Origin of the sequence: Mesorhizobium sp. C264A (assembly GCF_040324515.1) — a bacterium.
In the GTDB taxonomy this organism is placed as follows: domain Bacteria; phylum Pseudomonadota; class Alphaproteobacteria; order Rhizobiales; family Rhizobiaceae; genus Mesorhizobium.
Genome location: NZ_JAMYVY010000001.1, coordinates 2,351,233 through 2,375,021, shown reverse-complemented (window position 1 = coordinate 2,375,021; position 23,789 = coordinate 2,351,233). Strand labels below are relative to the sequence as shown.

General features: G+C 63.7%; 24 protein-coding genes and 1 pseudogene. 8 read left to right on the top strand and 17 right to left on the bottom strand.

Annotated elements, in window-relative coordinates; genetic code table 11:
• Positions 1-51: 51 nt before the first annotated feature.
• Both NKL04_RS11715 and NKL04_RS11710 read right to left on the bottom strand, forming a co-directional pair.
• Positions 52-1,182: a glycosyltransferase gene (locus NKL04_RS11715; RefSeq protein WP_023700529.1), complete on the bottom strand. Its 1,131-nt coding sequence runs from the start codon at positions 1,180-1,182 to the stop codon at positions 52-54.
• A 7-nt stretch (positions 1,183-1,189) separates the two neighbouring features.
• The gene (locus NKL04_RS11710) at positions 1,190-1,753 is read right to left on the bottom strand and encodes a polysaccharide biosynthesis/export family protein (RefSeq protein WP_023682330.1); all 564 of its coding nucleotides are present in this window, start codon (positions 1,751-1,753) and stop codon (positions 1,190-1,192) included.
• A gap of 264 nt (positions 1,754-2,017) precedes the next feature.
• On the opposite strand from NKL04_RS11710, the gene NKL04_RS11705 reads away from it, so the two are divergent.
• Entirely contained in the window at positions 2,018-4,243 is a 2,226-nt protein-coding gene (locus NKL04_RS11705; RefSeq protein ID WP_023700528.1) for a GumC family protein, read from the top strand.
• A gap of 98 nt (positions 4,244-4,341) precedes the next feature.
• Here NKL04_RS11705 and NKL04_RS11700 read toward each other — a convergent pair whose 3' ends face one another.
• The 6 genes from NKL04_RS11700 to NKL04_RS11675 form a co-directional block, all read right to left on the bottom strand.
• Positions 4,342-5,178 carry a GNAT family N-acetyltransferase gene (locus NKL04_RS11700; RefSeq protein WP_023700527.1) on the bottom strand — a complete coding sequence of 279 codons (837 nt, stop codon included), beginning with the start codon at positions 5,176-5,178 and terminating at the stop codon, positions 4,342-4,344.
• 5 nt (positions 5,179-5,183) lie between these two features.
• Complete coding sequence (locus tag NKL04_RS11695; RefSeq protein ID WP_023700526.1) at positions 5,184-5,930, bottom strand: aspartate/glutamate racemase family protein; 747 nt, start codon at positions 5,928-5,930, stop codon at positions 5,184-5,186.
• Between the two features lie 2 nt (positions 5,931-5,932).
• On the bottom strand, positions 5,933-6,751 hold the full coding sequence (locus NKL04_RS11690; protein ID WP_023669394.1) for an ABC transporter permease: 819 nt from the start codon (positions 6,749-6,751) through the stop codon (positions 5,933-5,935).
• 1 nt (position 6,752) lies between these two features.
• Positions 6,753-7,664 (bottom strand): ABC transporter permease, encoded by a 912-nt coding sequence (locus tag NKL04_RS11685; RefSeq protein WP_023700525.1) that lies wholly within the window; start codon positions 7,662-7,664, stop codon positions 6,753-6,755.
• Positions 7,665-7,901: 237 nt separating this feature from the next.
• The gene (locus tag NKL04_RS11680) at positions 7,902-9,191 is read right to left on the bottom strand and encodes an ABC transporter substrate-binding protein (protein ID WP_023700524.1); all 1,290 of its coding nucleotides are present in this window, start codon (positions 9,189-9,191) and stop codon (positions 7,902-7,904) included.
• A gap of 34 nt (positions 9,192-9,225) precedes the next feature.
• On the bottom strand, positions 9,226-10,326 hold the full coding sequence (locus tag NKL04_RS11675) for an ABC transporter ATP-binding protein (protein WP_023689478.1): 1,101 nt from the start codon (positions 10,324-10,326) through the stop codon (positions 9,226-9,228).
• Positions 10,327-10,590: 264 nt separating this feature from the next.
• Between NKL04_RS11675 and NKL04_RS11670 the strand changes: the two genes are divergently transcribed.
• On the top strand, positions 10,591-11,301 hold the full coding sequence (locus tag NKL04_RS11670) for a GntR family transcriptional regulator (protein WP_023669398.1): 711 nt from the start codon (positions 10,591-10,593) through the stop codon (positions 11,299-11,301).
• Between the two features lie 3 nt (positions 11,302-11,304).
• Here the strand turns inward: NKL04_RS11670 and NKL04_RS11665 are convergent, their stop codons facing one another.
• Positions 11,305-12,534 (bottom strand): GNAT family N-acetyltransferase, encoded by a 1,230-nt coding sequence (locus tag NKL04_RS11665; protein WP_023682322.1) that lies wholly within the window; start codon positions 12,532-12,534, stop codon positions 11,305-11,307.
• Between the two features lie 91 nt (positions 12,535-12,625).
• Between NKL04_RS11665 and NKL04_RS11660 the strand changes: the two genes are divergently transcribed.
• Complete coding sequence (locus tag NKL04_RS11660; RefSeq protein WP_023682321.1) at positions 12,626-13,684, top strand: polysaccharide deacetylase family protein; 1,059 nt, start codon at positions 12,626-12,628, stop codon at positions 13,682-13,684.
• Positions 13,685-13,699: 15 nt separating this feature from the next.
• Here NKL04_RS11660 and NKL04_RS11655 read toward each other — a convergent pair whose 3' ends face one another.
• On the bottom strand, positions 13,700-13,915 hold the full coding sequence (locus NKL04_RS11655) for a DUF2842 domain-containing protein (RefSeq protein WP_023669401.1): 216 nt from the start codon (positions 13,913-13,915) through the stop codon (positions 13,700-13,702).
• Positions 13,916-14,066: 151 nt separating this feature from the next.
• Here NKL04_RS11655 and NKL04_RS11650 point away from each other — a divergent pair, with 151 nt between their 5' ends.
• A complete protein-coding gene (locus tag NKL04_RS11650; RefSeq protein WP_023700523.1) occupies positions 14,067-15,191 on the top strand; it encodes a COX15/CtaA family protein in 1,125 nt (374 codons plus the stop codon).
• 53 nt (positions 15,192-15,244) lie between these two features.
• Here the strand turns inward: NKL04_RS11650 and NKL04_RS11645 are convergent, their stop codons facing one another.
• The 3 genes from NKL04_RS11645 to speB all read right to left on the bottom strand — a co-directional run bounded on the left by NKL04_RS11645 (position 15,245) and on the right by speB (position 18,100).
• Positions 15,245-16,081, bottom strand: coding sequence for an aminoglycoside phosphotransferase family protein (locus tag NKL04_RS11645; protein WP_023700522.1), 837 nt, complete (start codon positions 16,079-16,081; stop codon positions 15,245-15,247).
• Between the two features lie 61 nt (positions 16,082-16,142).
• A complete protein-coding gene (gene argC, locus NKL04_RS11640; RefSeq protein ID WP_023700521.1) occupies positions 16,143-17,069 on the bottom strand; it encodes an N-acetyl-gamma-glutamyl-phosphate reductase in 927 nt (308 codons plus the stop codon).
• 29 nt (positions 17,070-17,098) lie between these two features.
• Positions 17,099-18,100, bottom strand: coding sequence for an agmatinase (gene speB / locus NKL04_RS11635; protein ID WP_023669405.1), 1,002 nt, complete (start codon positions 18,098-18,100; stop codon positions 17,099-17,101).
• 98 nt (positions 18,101-18,198) lie between these two features.
• Here speB and NKL04_RS11630 point away from each other — a divergent pair.
• Positions 18,199-18,418: pseudogene (locus NKL04_RS11630) on the top strand (glycerophosphodiester phosphodiesterase family protein); the annotation flags it as partial.
• 200 nt (positions 18,419-18,618) lie between these two features.
• Here the strand turns inward: NKL04_RS11630 and NKL04_RS11625 are convergent.
• Positions 18,619-19,491 (bottom strand): aldo/keto reductase family oxidoreductase, encoded by an 873-nt coding sequence (locus tag NKL04_RS11625; protein WP_023689475.1) that lies wholly within the window; start codon positions 19,489-19,491, stop codon positions 18,619-18,621.
• 91 nt (positions 19,492-19,582) lie between these two features.
• Between NKL04_RS11625 and NKL04_RS11620 the strand changes: the two genes are divergently transcribed.
• On the top strand, positions 19,583-20,482 hold the full coding sequence (locus NKL04_RS11620; protein ID WP_023693291.1) for a LysR family transcriptional regulator: 900 nt from the start codon (positions 19,583-19,585) through the stop codon (positions 20,480-20,482).
• Positions 20,483-20,749: 267 nt separating this feature from the next.
• On the opposite strand, the gene rpsI is transcribed toward NKL04_RS11620, so the two are convergent.
• The 3 genes from rpsI to NKL04_RS11605 form a co-directional block, all read right to left on the bottom strand.
• Positions 20,750-21,232, bottom strand: a complete 483-nt coding sequence (rpsI, locus tag NKL04_RS11615) for a 30S ribosomal protein S9 (protein WP_023669408.1) — start codon at positions 21,230-21,232, stop codon at positions 20,750-20,752.
• A gap of 1 nt (position 21,233) precedes the next feature.
• Positions 21,234-21,698: a 50S ribosomal protein L13 gene (rplM, locus tag NKL04_RS11610; RefSeq protein ID WP_023669409.1), complete on the bottom strand. Its 465-nt coding sequence runs from the start codon at positions 21,696-21,698 to the stop codon at positions 21,234-21,236.
• Between the two features lie 216 nt (positions 21,699-21,914).
• Positions 21,915-22,379, bottom strand: a complete 465-nt coding sequence (locus tag NKL04_RS11605; protein ID WP_023693292.1) for a PaaI family thioesterase — start codon at positions 22,377-22,379, stop codon at positions 21,915-21,917.
• Between the two features lie 146 nt (positions 22,380-22,525).
• Between NKL04_RS11605 and NKL04_RS11600 the strand changes: the two genes are divergently transcribed.
• Both NKL04_RS11600 and NKL04_RS11595 read left to right on the top strand, forming a co-directional pair.
• Positions 22,526-23,347 (top strand): enoyl-CoA hydratase, encoded by an 822-nt coding sequence (locus tag NKL04_RS11600; protein ID WP_023689473.1) that lies wholly within the window; start codon positions 22,526-22,528, stop codon positions 23,345-23,347.
• Between the two features lie 11 nt (positions 23,348-23,358).
• On the top strand, positions 23,359-23,781 hold the full coding sequence (locus NKL04_RS11595; protein ID WP_023689472.1) for a VOC family protein: 423 nt from the start codon (positions 23,359-23,361) through the stop codon (positions 23,779-23,781).
• Positions 23,782-23,789 lie beyond the last annotated feature (8 nt).

Here is a 23,789-nt window from a genome sequence, read left to right as displayed (position 1 = left end):
AGAAAGAGAGCTAAAAAAGCCTTGAGACAACTTGTGGTTTTGGAGGGTCGTCTATCTGTTGAGCGCGGCGAAATAGGCCTTTTCGATTTCGGCGGCCATCACATCGGCGCCGAATCGCGCCCTGAGCCTGGCGGTGTCGGGCATGACGCGCCGGTATGCGTCGAGATCGCGCAGCGCTTCACCCACCTTGTCGCCGAGTTGGCGCGGATCGGGACGGATCAGGGCAGGGGATTCCTCACCGAAGATTTCGGGAATGCCGCCGACGGCCGTGGCGATCATCGGCCTGCCTGCGGCCAGCGTCTCCAGCACGATATAGGGCATGGCTTCCGCGCGCGACGGCACAACCACGAGGTCGGCCAGTGCAAAGGCCTCCCTGGCTGGCATAGGCGGCAAGAAGCGGACCTGTTTTCCGAGGCCCAGCCGTTTCACCTGCGCATGGTAGCGCGGCAGGTCGTCGCCATCGCCGACCATGACCGCGGTCAAGCGGCGCTCAAGGTGGGACCCGGCTAGCACCAGCGCGTCGATGAAAATGTCAGGCCCTTTGAGGTCGCGCATCATGCCGATGTAGAGCAGGTCGGCTGCGTCGGGCTGTGTGACCACCGGCTCGAATTCGGCGGCGCGCAGGCCGTTATAGACCAGCGTGTTCGGGACCGGCGGCTCGCCGACCTTCCTGCGATAGGTGCGCCGCTCATAGTCGGAGACGAACAGCAGGCAATCGGTGAAGCGCGCCATGAAGCGCTCCAGCGCGAAGAACAGCTTTCCGGTGGTCGTCGTTTCGTCATAGTGGAGGGAGCCGCCATGCGGCGAATAGAGGCGGGCTACGCGAGACCTAGATACCCGCAACAATGAGCCGAACAGACGGGCATAGGCGCCACCTTTGGCGCCATGTCCGTGCAACACGTCCGGCTGCAATTCCTTGATGATCCTGTAAGTGCGCCAGGCCGAGGCGAAGTCGCCCGGCCCGACATGGCGCTGCATCGGCGTGCGATGGATGCCGAGCGCCAGGCTGTCCTTCATCTGGTCGAACAGGCGTTCCTCGTATTCGCCGCCGGTGGTCGAATCGCAGACGATGCCGACAACATGTCCGGCGGCGAGCTGGGCCTCCGTCAGGTCGCGCACATGCCGGAAGATTCCGCCGACGGGTGAGCGAAAGCAGTGGACGATCCTGAGCTGGTCCGCCACGTTGATGTCAGAACAGGCGTTCGCGAACGTAGACCGTGTCGCCCGGCAGCAGCGGATCGGAGGTAACCACCCGGCCTGTCATCACCTTGCCGTTGATGTCGCGGGTGATGTCGACGCTTTCCTGGTTGGCGCGCGGCGAGAAACCGCCGGCAATCGCGATGGCCTTCTGCACGGTGAGGCCCGGCACGTAGGAATACTGGCCGGCGGCGCCCACTTCGCCCATGACGAAGATCGGCCGGTAGCGATCGATCTCGACCGACACGTCGGGGTCGCGCAGATAGCCTTGGCGCAGTTTGTCGGCGAGCGCTTTTTCCAGCTGCTGGGCCGTGTGGCCGCGCGCCGGCACCGCGCCGACCAGCGGGAAGGACATGTAGCCGGACTGATCGACACTGTAGGTGTTGGTCAGACCGTCCTGTTCGAACACGGTGACGCGGACACGGTCGCCGGCGCCGAGCCGATAGGGCTGGTCGAGTACCTCGTGGAAGGCCGCCGGCGTCGGCCGGTAGCTGGAGCAGCCGGCGAGGATCGACACGGCCAGCAGAGCGCGAAACAGACCAGCAGCGCTTTTCATGATCGGACACACACCTTCGTCGCTATGGCCGCCAGGACACGGCGGCAAACCTTAAGGATCTGGGTTCGTTATCATCCTGTTAGGGTTAATGGCCGGTAAAGGGACGCGGCCGATTTGGCGGCAATCGACAAAAAGCCGTATAGTTTTGCTGGCTTTGTTTACCGGATGTCAGCAAACCCTAACAGCTGCTTGCCGCGATCTTAACGGCTGAGTTACCATAGTTGTTTACGCTACCATCTAGCCTCATGTCCGGAGCAGGAATGCATGTCCGACCAGTCCGCGGCCGCAGATGTCGATGTCGACCTGAGACAGCTCTTTGCCAGCCTGGCGCGGAACTGGCTGCGCATTGTTGTGATCACGCTTCTCGTCACTGGTCTCGCCTTCGCGTTCGCGTGGCTTGCCACGCCGCATTATAAGGCCACGACGCAGCTGAAAATCCAGTTGAGCGAATCGGCCTATACGCGGCCTGCCGGCACCAATGAAGACGACAAACCTGTGCTCGATGCGGAAGGTGTAGCAACCGAGGTTCAGGTCATTTCCTCGTCCGACATTCTCAATAAGGTGGCTGGCAATCTGCACCTGGGCGACAAGCCCGAGTTCAACGATGCGCTCGGCATGTCGCCGGTAGCCCGACTTCTTGTCATTGCCGGACTGAAAAGTGATCCGGCAGAGATTCCGCTCGAAGAGCGCGTGCTGACTAAAATGCGCGACAAGCTAAACGTCTATGGCGTGGAGAAGACGCGTGCCATCGCCGTCGAATTTTCCTCGGAAGACCGCCAGCTTGCCGCCGATATTCCGAATGCCATCGCCAAGGCCTACATGGCCTATCAGGCAGATGCCAAGACCACGTCGAACGCGGCCGCGACCGCCTTCCTCGGGCCGGAGATCGAGGAGCTGCAGAAGCAGGTCAGGGATGCAGAGGCCAAGGTCGCGGCCTTCCGCTCCGCTCAGTCGGACCTGTTGATGGCTGGCAACAATTCGGTGCTGGCGACACAGCAATTGTCCGAACTATCGAGCGAGCTGTCGCGTGTGCGCGCCAGCCGCGCCTCGGCTGAGGCAACGGCCGAAAGGGTGCGCCAGGCCCTGCAGAATGGCGGTTCGCTGGACGCTGTACCCGAAGTGCTGTCTTCCGATCTGATCCAGCGGCTGCGCGAGCGTCAGATCGAGCTCAGAACCAACATCGCCGATCTTTCCACCACTTTGCTCGACAACCATCCGCGCCTGCGGGCGATGAGGTCGCAGCTAGCCGATCTCGACGGTCAGATCCGCAACGAGGCGCAAAAGATCATGCGCGGGTTGCTGACGCAGGCGCAGACCGCCCAGGCGCGCGAAAACCAGCTGATGTCGGACGTCAACAAGCTGAAAGCGGCGTCGTCGCGCGCCGGCGAGGAACAAGTCCAGCTGGATGCGCTGCAGCGTGAGGCGAACGTCCGGCGCCAGCAGCTTGAATCCTATATGGCGAGCTTCCGCGAAGTGTCCTCGCGCAAAAACTATCTGCCGGTCGATGCCAGCGTGTTTTCCGAGGCGCGCGTGCCGTCGGAACCCTATTTCCCCAAGCTCGTGCCGATCGTCGGCGCCGCCTTAGTCGGCTCGCTGCTGCTGATGTCGGTCATCACGCTGCTGCAGGAGCTGTTTTCCGGCCGCGCCATGCGTCCGGCCCCAGGGGCCCGCTTGGACCGCATCGAACAGGTTGCGATGCCGGCAATGTCGGCGCCGGTCGTCGACCCGGAACCGGCCGCAGTCGTGGCCGAGGAGGTGGTCGATCAGCGGACGGCCATGGAGTCTGAACTGGCGCCCGAGCCGGAGCAGGAGCCGGCTCCTTCAGTGCTGGAAGGAGCAGCGGCTGCCGATCCAGAACCGCAATCCGAACCCGAGCGGGTACGCTCCAGCCTTGGCGAGATCGATGTCGAGAAGGCGGCGGAAAAGCTGATCGCCAGCGGTGCTGCGCGCGCCATCTTCGTGTCGCCCGAAGGCGATGAGGCGGCTGCATCGGCAGTGCTGGTAGCGCGCGAAGTCTCCGACGCTGGCCTGCGTGTGCTGCTGCTCGATCTCACGGCGTCAGGTGCCGCCTCGCGGCCGATGCTGGACAGCGGACTTTTCCCCGGCATCACCAATCTGCTGGCTTCGGAAGCGCAGTTCAGCGACGTCATTCACGCTGACCTCTATTCCGACTGCCATGTCGTTCCCGTCGGCACCGCCGATCCGGTTCGCGCCATGCGCGCCGCCGACCGGCTGCCGATCATCATGCAGTCGCTGACCACTGCCTATGATCTGGTCATTGTCGAATGCGGACCGGCCGATGCGCAAGGCATCAGCCGACTGGTCGGCGACAGCACCGAGGTCTTCATGTCCATGCTGCAGGCGGACGATGAGGTGGCGCAGGCCGCCGTCGAGCTGATCGAAAGCGGCTATCCCGACCTCACTCTGGTGACGCCGATCGGCCACGAGACGCCGGGTAACCCCGTGCCGGGACGACGTAGCGCCGCCTGAGACATCAGACAATTCGACTTAGGCGGCGCTACTACGGATCGGCTCGTCCATCGCCCGCCGGCTCCCGAAAAACCAAGCCTGTCAGTCGGCGCCGGGATCTACCCCAACTCCAGGGTCGTCACGCCAAATATTCGGCGCGAGTCGACCTTCGGAGGCGGGCCCTTGTACATGCGCGTGGTGGTGAAGGTCGGCCTGAAACCAATTGCTGAAAGCGCCGTGGTGAAATCGAAATTTTCGGCAGGAACGTCGATATGCAGGTCGCCACCTTCGCATGCGGCAGCCAGACTGCCCATGAGCTGCATCGCCGTCTCGGTGTCGTCGGCAAACAGCGGGCCGATCTTGTAACCCGAACGGCAGGGACGAGCCACGGCGTAGCCTATGGTGCCGAGTGAACTGATCGCGGCGAACCCGCAATGCGGCGGCTGCGCCCAGCGGTGCAGGAAGGCTCGTCGAGGCGCGGGGAAACAGCGGGCGTCATAGGCGATGATGTCGGGCACGAGTTGCGTGGTTATCATGCGCACCCCTTCGCTTCGGACGGGCGGGGTCGCGATACGGCCGCTGAAGCGGATGGTTTCGTACGCCGAGCTGAATCCCGTGCGGCGATAATTCGCCAGCTGCGCGGCGACCCCGTCGAGGCCGACCGTTCGGCCGGCCAGCCTGGCCATGCCCGCATTCCAGACTGCTTTGCCATGGCCTTTGCCGCGCATGTCTGGTCGGCAGATGTAGAGACCGATGAAACCGAAGTTGCCGCCATAGGCGACAGCCGAGATGGCGGCGGTCATCTCGTTGTCGACAAAAGCGCCGATGAACCCTTCAGGATCGGTTGGCCGGAACGCGGCGGCATCATCAAGGCCAGGGTTCCAGCCTTCAGCCGCCGCCCAGTCGATGAGAACGGTCAGTTCCGGCGGAGACAATGCGCGGACGGTAGGCTTCATAGCGTTCACTCCGCGGCGACCACCCCCGGCGAGAAGGATTTCAGCACGCCGCGATAGGGCTTGGCCAGCGGACTGGCATAGGAGCCGCGCTTCGAGGTCGACAGGCCCAATGCGATCAGCGCCTCGGCCTGTTTGAGGGCGGCGCCGACGCCGTCGATGACGGGCAGGTCGAACTCTTGCTGCAACCGGTGTGCCAGGTCGGCCATGCCGGCGCAGCCGAGCACGATGGCCTCGGCGCGGTCTTCCGCTATGGCGCGGGCGATCTCGGCGCGCAGTTTCTCGACAGCGCCGGAAGCAGCGTCTTCAAGCGAGAGTACGGGAATGTCGGCGGCGCGCACGCGGGCACGCCCGGCCATGCCATAGCGCTGCACCAGCCCCTCGACAGGGACACGCGAGCGTTCGGTGGTCGTCACCACTGTGAATCGCTGGGCAATGTAGGAGGCGACACCGAGTGCGGCCTCGCAGATGCCGATGACCGGAATGGAGGCCATGGCGCGTGCCGCATCCAGGCCGGTATCGTCGAAGCAGGCGATGATGGCGGCCTGAGCCCCGGCACGTTCGCCGGCGGCGATCTCCATCAAAAGGCCGGGCACGGCCAATGCCTCGTCATAATAGCCCTCGATCGAGGCCGGGCCCATCGAGGAGGTGACCGCGATCACCTCGGTCCCGGCGCCGGCAACGCCGCGCGCCGCCGCCGCGATCGTCTCGGTCATGCTCGCCGTCGTGTTGGGGTTCACCACCAGTATCTGCACAATCAAACCCTGGCCCGCCTGCGGCCAACATAGAGGATGGCGCCCAGTGTGGCCAGGATCACCAGGAAGGAGAACACGGTGGTCACCGTGCCCAGCGCGTAGAGCACCGGCGTCGTGACATTGGTGGTCATGCCGTAGATCTCGAGCGGCAGCGTGTTGAAGGTGCCCGACGTCATCAGCGTGCGGGCGAACTCGTCATAGGACAGCGTGAAGCCGAACAGGCCGACGCCGATCAGGCTCGGCGCGATCATCGGCAGCACGACATGGGCGAAGGTCTGCCAGGAGTTGGCGCCCAGGTCACGCGCGGCTTCCTCATAGGCGGGCGAGAAGCGGTTGAAGACGGCGAACATGATGAGCACGCCGAAGGGCAAGGTCCAGGTCAGGTGCGCGCCGAAGGCCGATGTGTACCAGGCTGGGCGGAAGCCGACCTGCTGGAAGACGACGCCGATGCCGAGCGAAATGATGATCGAGGGTACTACGAGGCTGGCGACCGCCAGGTAGAACAAAGCGGTGGCGCCACGAAATTTTTGCCGGAAAGCGAGCCCCGCCAGCAGCGACACGACGACGGTGACGATCATCACCATAAGGCCGAGCACGAGCGAGCGCTTGAAGCTGCCGCCGAAATCGCCGACCGCCTGGCGCTCGAACAGATTGGCGAACCAGTGCAGCGACACGCCATTGAGCGGGAAGGTGAGGCCGCCGGTCTCGCCTTGGAAAGAAAGGATCAGGATCGCCGACAGCGGGCCGTAGAGGAACAGCACGAACAGAGTGAAGAAGACCGCAAGCACATAGAATTCGAGGGTGCGTTTTTCGTGGCTCACCTCAAAGCTCCTTGCGGATGTCGACGATGCGCAGGATGCCCGCGACCATCAACAGTACCAACACCAGCAACACCACGGCATTGGCGGCGGCTGCGGGATACTGCAGCAGCGACATCTGGTTCTTCATCATCAGTGCGACCGACGCGCTCTGGCCGCCCGACATCACCTGCACAGTGGAGAAATCGGCCATCACCAGCGTGACGACGAAGATGGTGCCGATCGCCATGCCGGGCTTGGCCAGCGGGATGACGACGTTCCACAAGACCTGCCAGCCGGACGCGCCGGCATCGCGCGCGGCCTCGACCAGCGAGCGGTCGATGCGCATCAACGTGTTGAAGATCGGCGTTACCATGAACAGCGTGTAGAGATGCACCATGGCCAGCACCACGGCGAATTCCGAATAGAGCAGCCATTCGATGGGTTTTGGCACCAGCCCCAATTGCACCAGCGTCGAGTTGATCAACCCGTTGCGGCCAAGCACCGGGATCCACGAGATCATGCGGATGATGTTGGAGGTCAGGAACGGCACCGTGCAGACAAGGAACAGCACCATCTGCATGGCGGTGGTGCGGATATGGAAGGCGAGGAAATAGGCGACCCAGAAGCCGATGAACAAGGTCAGAGCCCAGACGATGGCAGCGAATTTGATGGTGTTGAGATAGGTCTTCCAGGTGACCCATGATCCCAGCACGTCGGAATAGTTCGTCGTCAGGAAATCCGGATACATGGCGGCGAAGTCGTAGTCCCAGAAGGAGACGACGACGATCATGATGATTGGCAAGAGCAGGAACGCACCGAGGATGAGCGCCAGCGGCGCCGATTGGAGGTAGGGCGTGACGGCACTGATGGAGAAGCGGCGGTGTCTGGCGGGCTTGGCTGCTGCGATGGCGGGGCTTTCGAGCGCGACTGTCATTGGGAAAATCCTCCGTGTGATCGCGATGACTTGCGATCCTTCGCGCCCCCCTCTGTCCTGCCGGACATCTCCCCCACGAGCGGGGAGATCGAACTCTCATAACGGCCTTCGCCAAACTCCAACGTTGCTAACGAAGAGCCGGCCATGACGCTGCCAATCTCCCCCCAAGTGGGGGAGATGTCCGGCAGGACAGAGGGGGGCGCGAAGGATCGCAACATCACAGTGAACGCGTCCGCTCTACGCCGCGATGAACTCGTTCCAGCGCTTCACCATGTAGCGGTCCTCGTCCATGACCGAGTTCCAGCAGGCGACTTTGCCCATACGCTCTTCGAACGAGCCGCCGTCGCGCACGGCGCCGGCCTTTTCCATGACGGTGCCGTCCGGCGCCTTGATCTCGCCCTTGGCCGGCTTGCCTTCGATCCAGTAGCCCCATTCGTCCTCGGACATGAACTTCTTGGCCGAGACCATATTGGCGGAATAGTAGCCCTGGCGGTTGAGATAGCCGCCGACCCAGCCCGACGTATACCAGTTGATGTATTCGTAGGCCGCGTCGAGCTCGGCGCCTTTCAGATGGGCGGCAAGTCCAAGGCCGCCGCCCCATGAACGATAGCCTTCCTTGAGCGGCTGGAAGCGGCAGGCGATGCCCTTGGAGCGGACGGCGGCGACGGCCGGCGACCACATCGACTGGATGACCACCTCGCCCGATGCCATCAGGTTGACGCTCTCGTCGAACGACTTCCAGAAGGCGCGGAACTGGCCGGCCTGCTTGGCCTTGATGAGGAAGTCGATCGTCTTGTCGATCTCTTCCTTGGTCATGTTGCCCTTGTCAGCATATTCGATGCTGCCTGTGGCCTCCATGATCATGGCCGCATCCATGATGCCGATGGACGGGATGTTGAGGATCGCGGTCTTGCCCTTGAAGGCCGGGTCCATGATGTCGGCCCAGGTGGTGATGTCGCGGCCGACGAGGTCGGGCCGGATGCCTAGCGTATCGGCGTTGTAGATCGTCGGCACCATGGTGAACCACTTGGTCGGCGCCTTGGCGAAGGTCTTTGAGTCCTGCGCTTCGACATAGCCGACCGTGTGCGGCGCGGTGCCCTGGGCAATGATGCTGTCGGGCGTCAGCTTGCCGGTTTTGAACAACGGCACCAGTTCGTCGTAGTATTTCAGCTTACTGACATCCATCGGCTGCAGCACGCCGCTCGGGAACACCTTCTTGCAGATCCAGTATTCGATGTCGGCGATGTCATAGCTGTCGGGCTGGGTCACGGCGCGCTGGGCGGCCGCGTCCGAATCGGTCGCCGTCATTTCCAGCGTGATGCCGAGGTCGGCCTTGCACTTGTCGGCGATCGCGTTCAGGTTCGACACGCCGGTGCCGAACTGGCGCAGCGTGATGTTGGACTGCGCCCAGATGGTCGGGAAGCCTGTAATGGCGCCCGAGCCTGCGGCGAGGCCGACGGCGGCCGCACCTGTCTTGAGCAACGAACGGCGCGAAATTCCGGTCTTTGTTTCTACTGTTTTTGTCATTCCTATTCCCCTGTTTTGTTTTGCTTCGTTGAATTCATGAATGAAGGCGGCCGAGGACGATGGCGTCCTCGGAATCCCAGGCGAGCGGTACGGCGTCGCCAAGGGCGACGGGTTTGGCGAAGAAGTCGGAATCGTCGATGATAACGGTGAAATCGTCGATGCCGCCGCCGGTGACCGACAGCTTCACCGTGGCGCCGCGATATTCGATGTTGGAGACGATGCCGGTGAAGCCGAGGCCGGGAGAGGGTGCTTCGCCGATGCGCACATGGTCGGTGCGGATGGCAATGTCGATCGGCGTGCCCACCTCTTGGCCCGCCTCCCGGCCTTGCCCGCGGGCGGCGAGCGAGGCGCCACCATTGACGTCGAAGACGACCATGCCGTCGCGCGCGCCGGTGACCCGGCCGGAGATGACATTGTGGTCGCCCATGAAGCGCGCGACGAAGGCGGTGGCCGGCCTTTCGAACACATCTCGCGGCGGCGCCGCCTGTTCGATGCGGCCGTCATTCATCACCACGATCAGGTCCGCCAAGGCCATGGCCTCTTCCTGGCTGTGGGTGACGTGGACAAAAGTGATGCCAAGCGAGGTCTGCAATTTCTTCAGCTCGGCGCGCATGCGTATCTTCAGGAACGGGTCGAGTGCCGACAGCGGCTCGTCGAGCAGCAGCGCCTCGGGATCGGTGATCAGAGCGCGGGCGAGTGCAACACGCTGCTGCTGGCCGCCGGAAAGCTGCGCCGGCCTGCGCGTCGCATAGGCCTCCATCTGCATCAGCTTGAGCATATCGAGCGCCTTGGCACGGCGCTGCTCCTTGTCGACGCCCTTCATCTTCAGGCTGAAGGCGACATTGTCGACAAGGTCGAGATGCGGAAACAGCGCATAGGACTGGAACATCATCGCCGTGCCACGCTTTGCCGGCGGCAGGTCGGTGACGACAATGTTGCCGAGGCGGACATCGCCCGACGAAATGCTTTCGTGGCCGGCGATCATGCGCAGCGTCGAGGTCTTGCCGCAGCCGGAGGGGCCAAGCAGGCAGCAATAGGTGCCTGCCGGTATTTTCAGGCTGATGGCCTCGACGGCAGTCGTCGTTCCGTACACTTTCGAAACGGAGACGATGTCGATCTCGGCGGCTTTGGACATTCAGGCTTCCCCGTTTGGTCGCATTAACCAATGCATTATGCGTGCCAATCGGCGGCAATCGGCCCAAGCGTTTGAATCGACAGCGAAATCGGGGTTCTTGCCCACTGCCTAGCCGGTAGGCTATCTTGTGCATTGCACAAATTATGGGCGATTGTGCGCGATCTGCACAAGAATCGTATGCAATCTTTTTTGGCTTCGTGTCCACTTTGCCTCTCGTGCGCAGGCGACGAGTCGCGCTAGAAGAGGCTGGGAACCATCATCGCCATGAACATTGCCGATCAGATCCATTCCGCCGACAGCGCCAACCAGGATCGCGCCCAGGCGATTCGCGACAATCTGCGGGACGCCATCGTCGACCGTCGGCTGACGCCCGGCACCAAGCTGTCGGAAGGCGAGGTCGGCACGCTGTTCGACGTCTCGCGCACCGTCGCGCGCGCGGCGCTGCAGATGCTGTCCTTCGAGGGGCTGGTGCGTACCGAGCGCAACCGTGGCGCCTTCGTCGCCAACCCTTCGCCCGAGGAAGCGCGCCAGGTGTTCGCATCGCGCCGGCTGATCGAGCCGGGCATCGCCATTGCCGCCTGCGGGCGGGTCACAGCCACCGATATCGCTGCGTTCCGAGCGCAGCTCGACGAGGAAGGGCGCTTCATCGCCGAGCGCGGCCCAACCGCCCGGCGCTCCGAGATCAAGGCGTCGGGCGATTTCCATCTGCTGCTCGCCTCCGTCGCCGGCAATGCCATCCTGCAGCGCTTCATGGAGGAGCTGGTGGCGCGTTCGTCGCTGGTGATCGCCCTTTACGGACGATCCGGCGTGTCGGCCTGCGGGCACAGTGAGCACACGGAAATGGTCGGCGCGCTGGAGAGCGGCGATTGCGGGTTGGTGAGCCGGCTGATGCTGCACCATATCGACCACATCGAGGCGGATCTCGACCTGCGGGTCAGGGCCGGCCCGGCGCTCCGCGAAGCGCTGAATTTCTGAACGCTAGTTTTCGTCGTCCGTGGGAGCGGGCGCTGCCTGTCCGGCGGCCTTGCGGCGCAGCATCTTGGTCAGCTTCCAGACCGTCGGGTTGTTCTTGATGAAGGCTTTCGCCCGTGCGCCCTGCCGCAGCGCCGACGCCAGGGCGCGTCCCTTCAGCGTCAGGGGCGCCAGCACCTCGAAATGCTGGGTCTCGATATCGCACCAGAGCCGCTTGTAGGGCTCGTCGCCGACCGAGAAATCATAGACATCGAAGCCTGTTTGGCAGGCTTCCTCGATGATGTCGAAGAAAAGGAAATCGCCGGGGCTGGTGTGGCCGAGATCGTCCTCGGCGATGGCGCCGAATTCGCAGATCAGGCGTTTGCCCGAGCGGCTCGAGCCGGTGATTGCGCGCAGCTTGCCGGCCACTTCGAGCCCATGCAGCACAAAGGCCGGTTTCTCCTCGGCCAGCGCGCCGGCGAAGAGGGCACGGAAGAAAGCCCGCACCTCCGGCTCGCCGAAGACATTGGCGATGCCCATCTTGGCGAAGCGGAACTCCTTCATCTCGAAGAAAGCGTCGAGCAGCCGGTTCACGTCTTCCGGTGTCTGCGCCTCGATGCGGCGATGAACGCCGACCGCCTCGAACTTGCGTGTCTGCGAACGGTGCTTCTTGCGCTTGCGCTTGCCGCCCACACGCGACAGCAGCACATCGAAACCACCGTCGAGATTGACGGCGAGCGACAGGTTTGGGCTCGGAAAGTTGGAGAACGCCGCCAGCGGATTGGCAACGCCATCGAGGTCGGGGAGCAGCCTTTCCAAGGCAACGAGATCGATGTCGGGGCGCGCCTTGCCGATCGCCGTCACCAGCCTGCGTATCCCCCCGGCATCGGCCTTTGCCAGCCATGCCGGATCGGCGGCGGCGAAATTGCCGTTGGCATGGCGCCCGCCCATGAAGCGGGCGACGCGGAATGGACCAGTTCGCGTGATTTCCAGTGCCAGTGCAAAGACCGGCCTGTCCTCGATTGTCAGCGTGGCGACGACCGCATCGGGATTGGCCTGCGCCGTCCAGGCATGAACCCAGGCCGCGCTTTGCGCCGGCGCAAACAGCGCCGAACGGCAGAATTCGCCGTAAGAGGCGAGCGCGGCAGCATCTGCGATCGACACCGACAGACTGGTCTGGTCGGCAGCCGGCGCACGCGCAGACGCCTTGCTTGCGGCGAGCCGATTGCCGTCAAATGACGCGGTGGCGTCAACCATACCTCAATCCTTAAGGCGTATTCGTCGCGATCAGGAGTTCGCGTCGGCGCGTTCCGTGCTTGGATCGAGCCTAGGCGCAAAAGGTGAATGAATGATCGACGGTGGTGAGGCAGTTCGGAAACTGGCGCTTAATATCGCCCGCTTTACCGGCCTTGCACCGCTGGCCAAGCCGTTCGTCGGCGGCATTGGCGCAATCCTCATGTTGCATCGGGTCACCGCCACGCCGGAGAAGCCGGACGGCGTCAACCGCCACCTCAACATCGCCCCGCGATTCCTCGACGCTCTCGTCGCCGACATGAAGGCGAGGGGCTATGCCTTCGTCACCCTCGACGAGGCGATCGAGCGCATCAAGGCCGGCGGCAAGGACGGCCAGTTCGCCACCATCACCGCCGACGACGCCTATCGCGACAACATGACCGAAGCGCTGCCAGTGCTGGAAAAGCACGACGCGCCGATCACCATCTATGTCGCGCCGGGTCTGATCGACGGCAGCGCCGATTTATGGTGGGACGTGGTCGAGGATATCGTCAACGCGCGGGAGCGTTTGACGCTGGCGACGCCGAAGGGGCCGGTGACCATCGACTGCTCGACCCACGGCAAGAAACTCCACGCCAATGCGCGTCTGCATGCCTATCTGACGCTCGAGGTGCGCGAGGAGGATCAGCGCGCTGTGCTGCGCGATCTGGCGCGCTCGAACGGCATCGACCTCGATGGCTTGCGCCCAAGCACGCTAATGACTTGGGACGATATCCGCGCCGTGGCCGGGCACAGGCTGGTGACGATCGGCGCGCATACGGTCAACCACCGCAATCTGAAGCGGCTCGACGAAGCCGATGCGCGCCATGAAATCGTCGACGTCAGGCGCCAGCTGCAGGCGCAGCTCGGCGAAGACCCCCGTCATCTCGCTTACCCCTATGGTTACGCCAGCGCTGTCGGCTGCCGCGAAGTGGGCTTTGCCCGCGACGCCGGCTACGCCTCGGCGGTGACCACTCGCCACGGCGTGCTGCACGCCGAGCACGCCGGCTTCCTGCACGCGCTGCCGCGCATTTCGATCAACGGCCGCTACCAGAGCGTCGCCCATATCCGCACCATGTTGTCGGGCGTGACGACGCCGCTGGCCAATGCCGGCAAAATGGTCGTCACCATCTAACCTGGGTCGGGCGCTTCAGCCTTTCGGCGGCGGCTCCAGGATCAGCCATTTGATGATGCCCATCGCCGGCAGCACCCAGAACAGGCCGCTGAACAGGAAGAACAGGAAATGCACCAGCGGGCTGGATTGCGACAGCTGCGCGACCGCTATGATCGACGCGACCAGCGCATAGATGATGACCAGCGCCACCAGCAGGAAGGTTCCGATCAGCTTTTTCAGGCGGATGGGCATGAGGCGTTCTCGTTGATCGCCTTCGCTTAGGCCCAACCGCGCGCCTGTGCAACCCGGGAGATGCGGCGCGACGGCGTGCCGCGCCGTCCGGTCTTGTCAGCCGGGTTGCGATGGTTCACCAATCCGCCACGTCAACCTGCCGGGACCAACCATGACCGCCATATCAGCCGCCGCGCCTTACATTGACCGCGATCGCGACTTGAAAAATCGGGCGCTGGTGCGCGGCTGGCTGTATGTCGTGCTTCTGGTGCTGTTTGCGCTGGTGCTGGTCGGCGGCGCCACCAGGCTCACCAATTCCGGCCTGTCGATCACCGAGTGGAAGCCGATCCACGGTGTGATACCGCCGCTCAATGACGCGGAGTGGCAGGAGGAATTCCAGCTTTATCAAAAGATTCCGCAATATGCCGAGCTCAACAAGGGCATGAGCCTGGACGCCTTCAAATCGATCTTCTGGTGGGAATGGGCGCACCGCATCCTGGCGCGCAGTGTCGGCCTGGTCTTCGGCCTGCCGTTGCTGGTCTTGTGGGCGACGCGCCGCATCGAGCGCGGCCTTGGGCCAAAGCTGGTCGGTATTCTGCTGCTTGGTGGCCTGCAAGGCGCCATCGGCTGGTGGATGGTGGCCTCCGGCCTGGTCGACCGCGTCTCCGTCAGCCAGTACCGGCTGGCGACGCATTTGACGCTTGCCGCCCTGATCTTCGCTGCCACCATGGTGGTCGCGCGCGGGCTGGCGCCGCATTCGGAGCCTGCCGCCGGCCGGTCGACGCAAAGACTGGCCGGTTTCATCGTGCTGCTGGCGCTGGTCCAGATCTATCTCGGCGGGCTGGTCGCAGGGCTCGACGCCGGCCTGAGCTACAACACCTGGCCGCTGATGGACGGCAAGATCATCCCCGGCGAGCTGCTGCTGCTCGAACCGGCCTGGCGCAATTTCTTCGAGAACCCGAAGACGGTGCAGTTCGTCCACCGGCTCGGCGCCTATACGGTCTTTGCCATCGCGCTCTGGCATATGATAGCGACGCGCCGGCGGCTGCCGGGCACGACACACGCACGCCGCGCAACGCTGCTGTTTCTGCTGGTGCTGGTGCAGGCCTCGATCGGCATCGGCACGCTGCTGATGCAGGTGCCGCTGCACATGGCGCTGACCCATCAGGCCTTCGCGCTGGTCCTGCTGGGATTTGCCGCCGCCCACTGGCGCGGCAACAAGGGCGCCTATCCACTGCCAACGCGGCCGCCCATGAACGCAGGTACATCGTCTACGGTGTCTTGGCCGTCGCAATAATCTATTTCGCGAACGAACTGCCTCGCTACGTCTAAAGCGCGAGGCTGCGCCGGTCAGAAGCTGAGCCGCACCTTTCGGATCACTCCCGCAACCGACAGCTCGCGGTTCTCGTCGACCGCATTCTCGTCCTCATGATGCCATGCGGCCGACAGGCAGCCATAGGCGATGGCATGGTCGAGAATGGCAGCCGGCGTCTGGCCGAGTGTCCTGGCGAAGATCTCAGCCATATGCGCGCGCTCGGGATCGAGGCAGAGGTCGTCGCGCCCCAGTGGGTTGTAGAACAGATTGGCGGCGTCGAAGCCGGGATCGCCGAGCACGCCCTTCGGGTCGATCGCCAGCCAGCCGCGCGCACCGTGCAAAATGTTGTCGTGATGCAGGTCGCCATGCAGCGGCTTGACCGCATGCGGGGCATCGAGCAGCCGGTCCGCGATTTCGGCGGCCTCGATATAGAGGCTGTGCTCTCCGGCGTCGCGATCGGCTCCGGCCTTTTTGAACAGGCTGGCAAACCGTGTCCGCAGCGGCTGCAGGTCCGGCGGGGCAGGGTGTCTTGAGGGCGAGAACAGTCTCCCCATCAACTCGGCCGCGATTGCGGTCGCGGCGTTGTCGCCTTCTTTGGCCAGAACGTCGGAAAGCAGGGTGTCACCGGCATATTCGAGCAGCATGCGGTGGCCGTCCCGGCCAAGCAGCCGCACCGCGCCTTCGCCGCGCCGCCATGCGAGATAGTGCTCGCCGCGCAACTCGTCCTCGACATCGTCGAATGGTTTGAGCGCCTTGACGATGGCCGGCGAGCCGTCCTCACGCCGCACCTTCCAGATGCGGCTCGAAAACGTCTCCGCAATGAGCTCGGGCGCGCTGATCTTCCAGCGCTTTGGAAATGCAGGCGCGTCCATTCAGAGCGTGATGCCGAAAAGTGTTAAGCGGTTTTCGGGCAACATGCTCTCTCCAACTGAATTAAAGGCCGAGCATCAGATCCATGTTCTGAACGGCAGCACCCGAGGCGCCCTTTCCGAGATTGTCATAGACCGCAATCAGCAGCGCCTGCGCCCTGTCGTCATTGGCAAAGACATAGACCTTCATGCGGTTGGTGCCGTTATAGACCTCGGGATTGATCTCGGGCAGGCGCTCCACGTGCTCGTAAGGAGCTACCTCGACCACGCCGCCCTTGATGGCGGCAAAATGGTCGGCGATTGCCGCGTGCAGTTCGGCGCCGACCGGCACATGGTCGAGCCCGCCGAGCTGCAGCGGCACCACTGTGATCATGCCTTGGGCGAAATTGCCGACCGCCGGCTGCATGATCGGATCGTGCGACAGCTTCGCATAGGTGCGCAGCTCCGGCACATGCTTGTGCTGCAGGGTCAGCCCATAGACCTGGAATTCAGAGGCATCCTCGCCCTTGGCGACATAGTCCTCGATCATCGGCCGGCCGCCGCCCGAATAGCCCGAAATGCCATTGACGGTGATCGGGAAATCCGCCGGCAGCAGGCCGGCGGCGACCAGCGGCCGCAGTGTCGCGATCGGTCCTTGCGGCCAGCAGCCGGGATTGGCGACGCGTTTTGCATTGGCGATGATCTTGGCCTGGCCCTTTTCCATCTCGGCAAAGCCATATTCCCAGCCCTCGGCTACGCGATGCGCCGTGGAGGCGTCGATCACCTTGGTGGTGTCGTTGGCAATCAGCGATACGCTTTCCTTGGCAGCCGCATCCGGCAGGCACAGGATGGCGACATCGGCTGCATTGAGGAACTCGGCGCGCGCCGCCGTTTCCTTGCGGCGCTCGGCCGGGATCGAGATGATCTCGAGGTCGCCGCGCTCGGCCAGCAGCGCCCGGATCTGCAGGCCGGTGGTGCCGTGTTCGCCATCGATGAAGATTTTCGGTTTCATGTGCCCGTCAATTCCCTGCTAATTCAGGCCTATATGCCCTGGCCATGGTTTGCCGCGCCATGGTTGCCGCTGTTCAGCTCTTCCGCCCGCGCTTTTCGCTCGGCCACCAGGCCGAGATAGTGCATGGCCACCATCGAGCCGGCGATCGCCGTTATATCGGCGTGATCATAGGCCGGCGCAACCTCGACGACGTCGGCGCCGACAATATCGACTTGGCCGAGCTGGCGCAGCGTCGACAGGATTTTCGCCGAGGACGGTCCGCCGGCAACCGGCGTGCCGGTGCCGGGCGCAAAGGCCGGGTCGAGGCAGTCGATGTCGAAGGTGAGATAGGTCTTCCTGCCGCCGGTGCGGTCGACGATCGCATAGGCGATGTCGGAAGCCCGCATCTCCTCGATCTCGTGACCGTAAAGGATCTTGATGCCGAACGTATCGGGGGCATGCGTGCGGATGCCGATCTGGATCGAACGATCAGGATCGATGATGCCCTCATTGACGGCGCGCCCGACGAACGAACCGTGGTCGATGCGCTTGCCATCGTCAGGCCAGGTGTCCTGATGCGCGTCGAACTGCACCAGCGCCAGCGGCCCATGGATGGCGGCATGCGCCTTGAGCAGCGGCCAGGTGACGAAATGGTCGCCGCCGAGCGACAACAGGAAGGCACCCGATTTCAGGATCTTCGCCGCCTCGCGCTCGATCGTGCCTGGTGTCTTCTGGTGATTGCCCGAATCGAGCAGGCAATCGCCATAGTCGATGACGGCGAGATGCTCGAACAGGTCGCGCGAGAACGGATATTGCGGGTCGTTGTCGAGGATCGCCGAGGCGCGGCGGATCGCCTGCGGCCCGAAGCGCGCGCCCGGCCGGTTGGTGACGGCGGCATCGAACGGAATGCCCCACACGACGGCGTCCGCGCCCTTTGCATCCTTGGTGTATTTGCGCCGCATGAACGAGAGCGCGCCGGCATAGGTCGGCTCGAAGGAAGGCCCCGTCTTGGAGCGGGCGGTGAACGCGTTGTCGATGGTCTGGTTCGCCATTACGGGTCCTTCTTTGTTCATCGGGCTGCCACAACTACAGAACCGGCACGCAAGATGCCAGTCACAGCTTGGCGAAGGACTTGTATCGCCAAGGTGCAAGGCCCGGCGGCTTCCTCTCCGGCGGCTGCGGCGATGAACTGGCGGTGCAGGCCGGCATGCCGGCCGAGACCACGGTTTCTGGGCCGAACGCGGCGCCACCATCATCCAGACCGACGAACCGAAGGCTGCCATTGGCTGGCTGGGGGCCAACGGGTTTAGGGTGCCTTATGTGGATGAGGCGAAGCCGGCCGAGCCGCGAATACGGCGAGTATCAATTAGTAATCGTACGTCGGCGCCATCACCCCACCCGGCGCTGCGCGCCGACCTCCCCATCGAGGGGAGGTAGGGCGTTGGCGCTTTAGATTCCGACAGTCGTAGCGATTGCGAGGCATGCAAGGCTGCCGCGACCTCCTACCTCCCCTCGATGGGGAGGTCGCGCCGAAGGCGCGGGTGGGGTGACAGCGCCGCCCGCAAAATCTTCACGCCGCTTTCGCCACCCCATCCAATTCCCTTAGCACATCGGCCGACAGCTCCAGTTCCGCCGCCGCCAGGTTCTCTCTCAAATGCCCGATCGACGACGTCCCCGGGATCAGCAGGATGTTCGGCGAGCGGCGCAGCAGCCAGGCGAGCGCAACCTGCAAGGGTGTGGCGCCGAGCCGCGCGGCCACATCCGACAAGGTCGACGACTGCAGCGGGCTGAAACCGCCGAGCGGGAAGAACGGCGTGTAGGCGATACCGGCGCGCGCCAGTTCATCGATCAACCCGTCGTCGTCGCGATGCGCCAGATTGTACTGGTTCTGCACGCAGACGATCTCGGCGATCCCACGGCCTTCCTCGACCTGCGCTGGGGTGACGTTGCTCAGGCCGATATGGCGCACCAGACCCTTGCGCTGCAGTTCGGCAAGCGCGGTCAACTGCGGCTCGATCGAGCCCTCGGCGGGACCCATCACCCCGAACATGATGCGCAGATTGACGACATCCAGCACCTCAAGACCGAGATTCCTGAGATTATCGTGCACGGCCTGCTCAAGTTCCTTGGCGGAATAGGCAGGCAGCCATGAGCCGTCGCTGCCGCGCCGCGCTCCGATCTTTGTGACGATGACGAGGTCTTGCGGATAGGGCGCCAGCGCTTCGCGGATCAGCTGGTTGGTGACATGCGGGCCATAATAGTCGCTGGTGTCGATGTGGTTGACCCCGGAGGCCACCGCTTCGCGCAGCACTGCAATGGCCGCGTCATGATTCTTCGGCGGACCGAAAACGTGCGGGCCGGCAAGTTGCATGGCGCCGTAGCCGAGCCGTTTCACGGTGTGGCTGCCGAGGGTGAATGTGCCGGATTTTTGGATGGTGGACATGGTCGGTCTCCTTTGAGGAGGCGAAGATAGACGCTGCTCAACCTCGGGATAATAAGGTACAATCCGTACAGCTTGTGCGGAATGGCGAACAATGATGGACCTTGGCGATCTGAACGCTTTCGTGACGGTGGCGCGTGCCGGCGGCTTTCGCGAAGGGGCTCGCGCCGGCGGCGGCAGCGCGTCGGGCCTGAGCGAAGCGGTGCGCCGCCTGGAGACGCAGCTCGGCGTCAGGCTGTTCAACCGCACGACACGCAGCGTCGTTCCGACCGACGCAGGTCTCAGCCTGCTCGGACGGCTTGGCCCGGCGCTGTCGGAGGTGGAGGCGGCCCTCGACGTGGTCAATGGCTTTCGCGACAGGCCGGCTGGTTCGCTGCGCCTCAACGTCCCGGTCAGCGCCGCGCGGCTGATATTGCCCGACATCGTTCCGGGCTTCCTCGCCGCCTATCCCGGCATTCGGCTGGAGGTCATCGCCGATGAGAACTTCGTCGACGTGCTGGCGGCGGGCTGCGACGCCGGCATCCGCTATGACGAGCGACTGGAGCAGGACATGATCGCGGTGCCGATCGGACCGCGCGTCCAGCGCTTCGCCACTGGCGCCAGCCCCGCCTATCTCGAGCGCCATGGGCGGCCGCAGCACCCGAGCGACCTGCTTGGCCATGCTTGTCTGCGCGGTCGTTTTGCCAGCGGTGCGATGCTGCCGTGGGAATTCGAGCGCGACGGCGAGGTGGTGCGTGTCGACACGACGGGGCCGTTGATCGTGCGGATCGGCGGGGCGAGCGATCTTGCCGTCCATGCGGCCATTGCCGGCAGCGGCATCGTCGCTCTCTTCGAGGGCTGGCTTCGCCCTCACTTCGAAAGCGGCGCCCTGGAGCCCGTGCTCGAACCGTGGTGGCAGAGTTTTCCCGGACCATTTCTGTACTATCCCGGACGGCGTCTGGTTCCAGCGCCGCTACGGGCGTTTATCGATTACATCAAGGCCGGCAAGTTCTGAGACTTGAACCGAGGCCGGCGCCATCACCCCACCCGGCGCTTCGCGCCGACCTCCCCATCGAGGGGAGGTAGGGTGCCGCGTTTTTATGGTCGAACTGGTTTGCTAGCCGCTGGACCATCGTGGATTGTCCGGGCGGCAAAACTGCCGCGACCTCCTACCTCCCCTCGATGGGGAGGTCGGCGCGAAGCGCCGGGTGGGGTGACTGCCGAGACCCAAAAGAAAAGGCCGCCCGGAGGCGGCCTTTCGATGTCTGGAACGTCGCAGCGCTTAGCGCTTCGAGAACTGGAAGGAACGACGGGCCTTCGCCTTGCCGTACTTCTTGCGCTCGACGACGCGGCTGTCGCGGGTCAGGAAGCCGCCCTTCTTGAGCACGGCGCGCAGTGCCGGCTCATAGTAGGTCAGCGCCTTGGAGATGCCGTGACGAACGGCACCGGCCTGGCCGGACAGGCCGCCGCCGATGACGGTGGCGACGATGTCGTACTGGCCGGCGCGGTTGGAAGCGATGATCGGCTGGTTGAGGATCATCTGCAGGACCGGACGCGCGAAATAGGTCGCGAATTCCTTGTCGTTGACGACGATCTTGCCCGAACCCGGCTTCACCCAGACGCGGGCGATGGCGTTCTTGCGCTTGCCGGTGGCATAGGCGCGGCCCGACTTGTCGAGCTTCTGGACATGGACGGGTGCTGCCGGCTGGGTGTTGGTGTTGCCGGTGGCGGCGCCCAATTCTGCGAGCGAGGAAAGCTCAGCCATCTTATGCAACCTTCTTGTTCTTGGCGTTCAGCGCGCCGACGTCGAGGGTGACGGGCTGCTGGGCGACATGCGGATGTTCCGTGCCTGCATAGACGCGGAGGTTCTTCATCTGACGACGGCCGAGCGGCCCGCGCGGGATCATGCGTTCGACGGCCTTCTCGACGACACGCTCGGGGAAACGGCCCTCGAGCAGCTGGCGCGCGGTGCGCTCCTTGATGCCGCCGGGGTGACCGGTGTGCCAGTAATAGACCTTGTCGGTGAACTTCTTGCCGGTGAACACCACCTTGTCGGCATTGATGACGATGACGTTATCGCCGTCGTCGACATGCGGGGTGAAGGTGGGCTTGTGCTTGCCGCGAAGATGATTGGCGATGACAGTGGCGAGACGGCCGACGACGAGACCCTCGGCGTCGATCAGCACCCACTTCTTCACCACATCCGCAGGCTTCTGCGAAAAGGTTGCCATGGATTTTCTGCTTTCGATTTTGACCTTCCGAAGAAGGCGTTTCTTGTTGCTTGGATTGGCGACAAGGCACTTGCCCGCCGCCAATAACAAAACGGCGGCCTTTGCGGGCCGCTGCTTCGTGACGGCTTATAGGCGAGGGGGTGGTGCACGTCAAGGCGCGGGAAAAGCACGTCTGCTCGTAAAGTGTAATAAAAACAAAGGTTTGATCAAAAGGTATTATTTTACCACATCGGCGGCGCGCTTCGGCGGGATCGAATAGGTGCCGGTCGCATGCGCTACCGTGTGTCCCTTCGGTCCGGCGACGATGTCGATATCGAACACCATCAGGCTCTTGCCCAGCTTCAGGATGCGGCAATGGCCGTCGATCGGCCCGGCTTCGGCCTTGCGGACAAAATTGATGTTGAGGTTGACGGTAACCGAAAGCGCATCCGGCCCGGCATGGCTGAGCACGCAGACATAGCCGCCAATGTCGGCCAGCGTGAACAGCGAGGGCCCGGACACCGTGCCGCCGGGACGCAAATGCCGTTCGCTGGCGTTGAGCCGCACCGTGCAGCCGCCGGGAAACACATCGAGCGCCTCATACGACGTGAACTCGTCGTTGAGCTGGGGGTAGACGCTGGCCATCAGCGCATTGACTTCAGCCGCCGTCAGCACCGGCTTGAGATTGTCCTGGGCGGGCATGTCGGTCTCTCGTTCTATGCCGGGCCTGTATGAACGCAATGATGCGCTTCTGGCAACACCTCTGGCGCAAGCGATGGGTGTTGATGAAACTCGATCCGATATTAGATAGTCTGGCGGCGCCCGGCGGAATCGCGGAGACCCTTGTCATGGCCGAAATCCTTTCGATCAAACCTGTTGCCATAGACGGGCCGGTCATCGCCGGGCTGGACAAGGGCGTGCTGCGCCTGACGCTCGCCAATCCGCCCGCCAATGCCTTGTCGCTTTCCGTCATGGCGGCATTGAGCGCCGAGCTCGACCGTGCCAAGGCCAACAAATCGGTCCGCGTCATCGTCTTGGCGGCCGCCGGGAAAGTCTTCTGCGCCGGTCACGATCTCAAGGAAATGACCGCGCGCCGCGCCGACGCCGACAAGGGCAAGGGGTTTTTCGAGCAGACATTTTCGGCTTGCGCGGCGTTGATGCAGCAGATCGTGCGCCATCCGCTCCCGATCATCGCCGAAGTCGATGGCCTAGCCACCGCTGCGGGGCTGCAACTGGTTTGCAGTTGCGACCTCGCCATTGCCTCGCATGAAGCGACCTTCTGCACGCCGGGCGTCAATATCGGCCTGTTTTGTTCGACGCCGATGGTGGCGCTGTCACGCAACGTGTCTCACAAGCACGCCATGGAAATGCTGCTCACCGGCGAGACCATCGATGCCGCAACCGCCAAGGAATTCGGCCTGGTCAACCGCGTCGTGCCGCGCGAATACCTGAATCAGATCGTCACCAAATACGCGCAAACCATTGCCTCCAAATCATCTCTGGTGGTCAAGACCGGCAAGGAAGCCTTTTACGCGCAGGCCGAGATGGGATTGGCGGACGCGTATGCCTATACCGGCCGCGTCATGGTCGAGAACATGCTGGCCCGCGACGCCGAGGAAGGCATCGGCGCCTTCATCGGCAAGCGCAAACCGGAATGGACGGACGAATAGGTTTTCGATCCATGGAACCGCGCATCTCCATCATCACCATCGCCACCGACGATCTCGAGCGCGCCGTGCGCTTTTACGAAGGCATGGGCTTGAAGCGCCACGCCGGCATCACCGATGGCGTCGCCTTCTTCCAGATGGGCGGCGCCATTCTCGGCCTGTTCCCGAGGCCAAGCGCCGAGGAGGATTCAGGCATTGCCTTCGCCGCAGCACCGTCGGCGGTCTACCTCGCCTACAACACCCGCTCCGATGCCGAAGTCGACGACGTGCTGGCGGCCGCCGAGAAGGCCGGCGGCAGGATCGTCAAGCCGGCAGGCCGCGCCTTCTGGGGCGGCTGGTATGGATATTTCGCCGATGCCGACGGCCATGTCTGGGAAGTCGCACACAATCCGGCCTTCCCGATCGCGGATGACGGCACCATCTCGCTGCCGGACTGAGCGTCCGC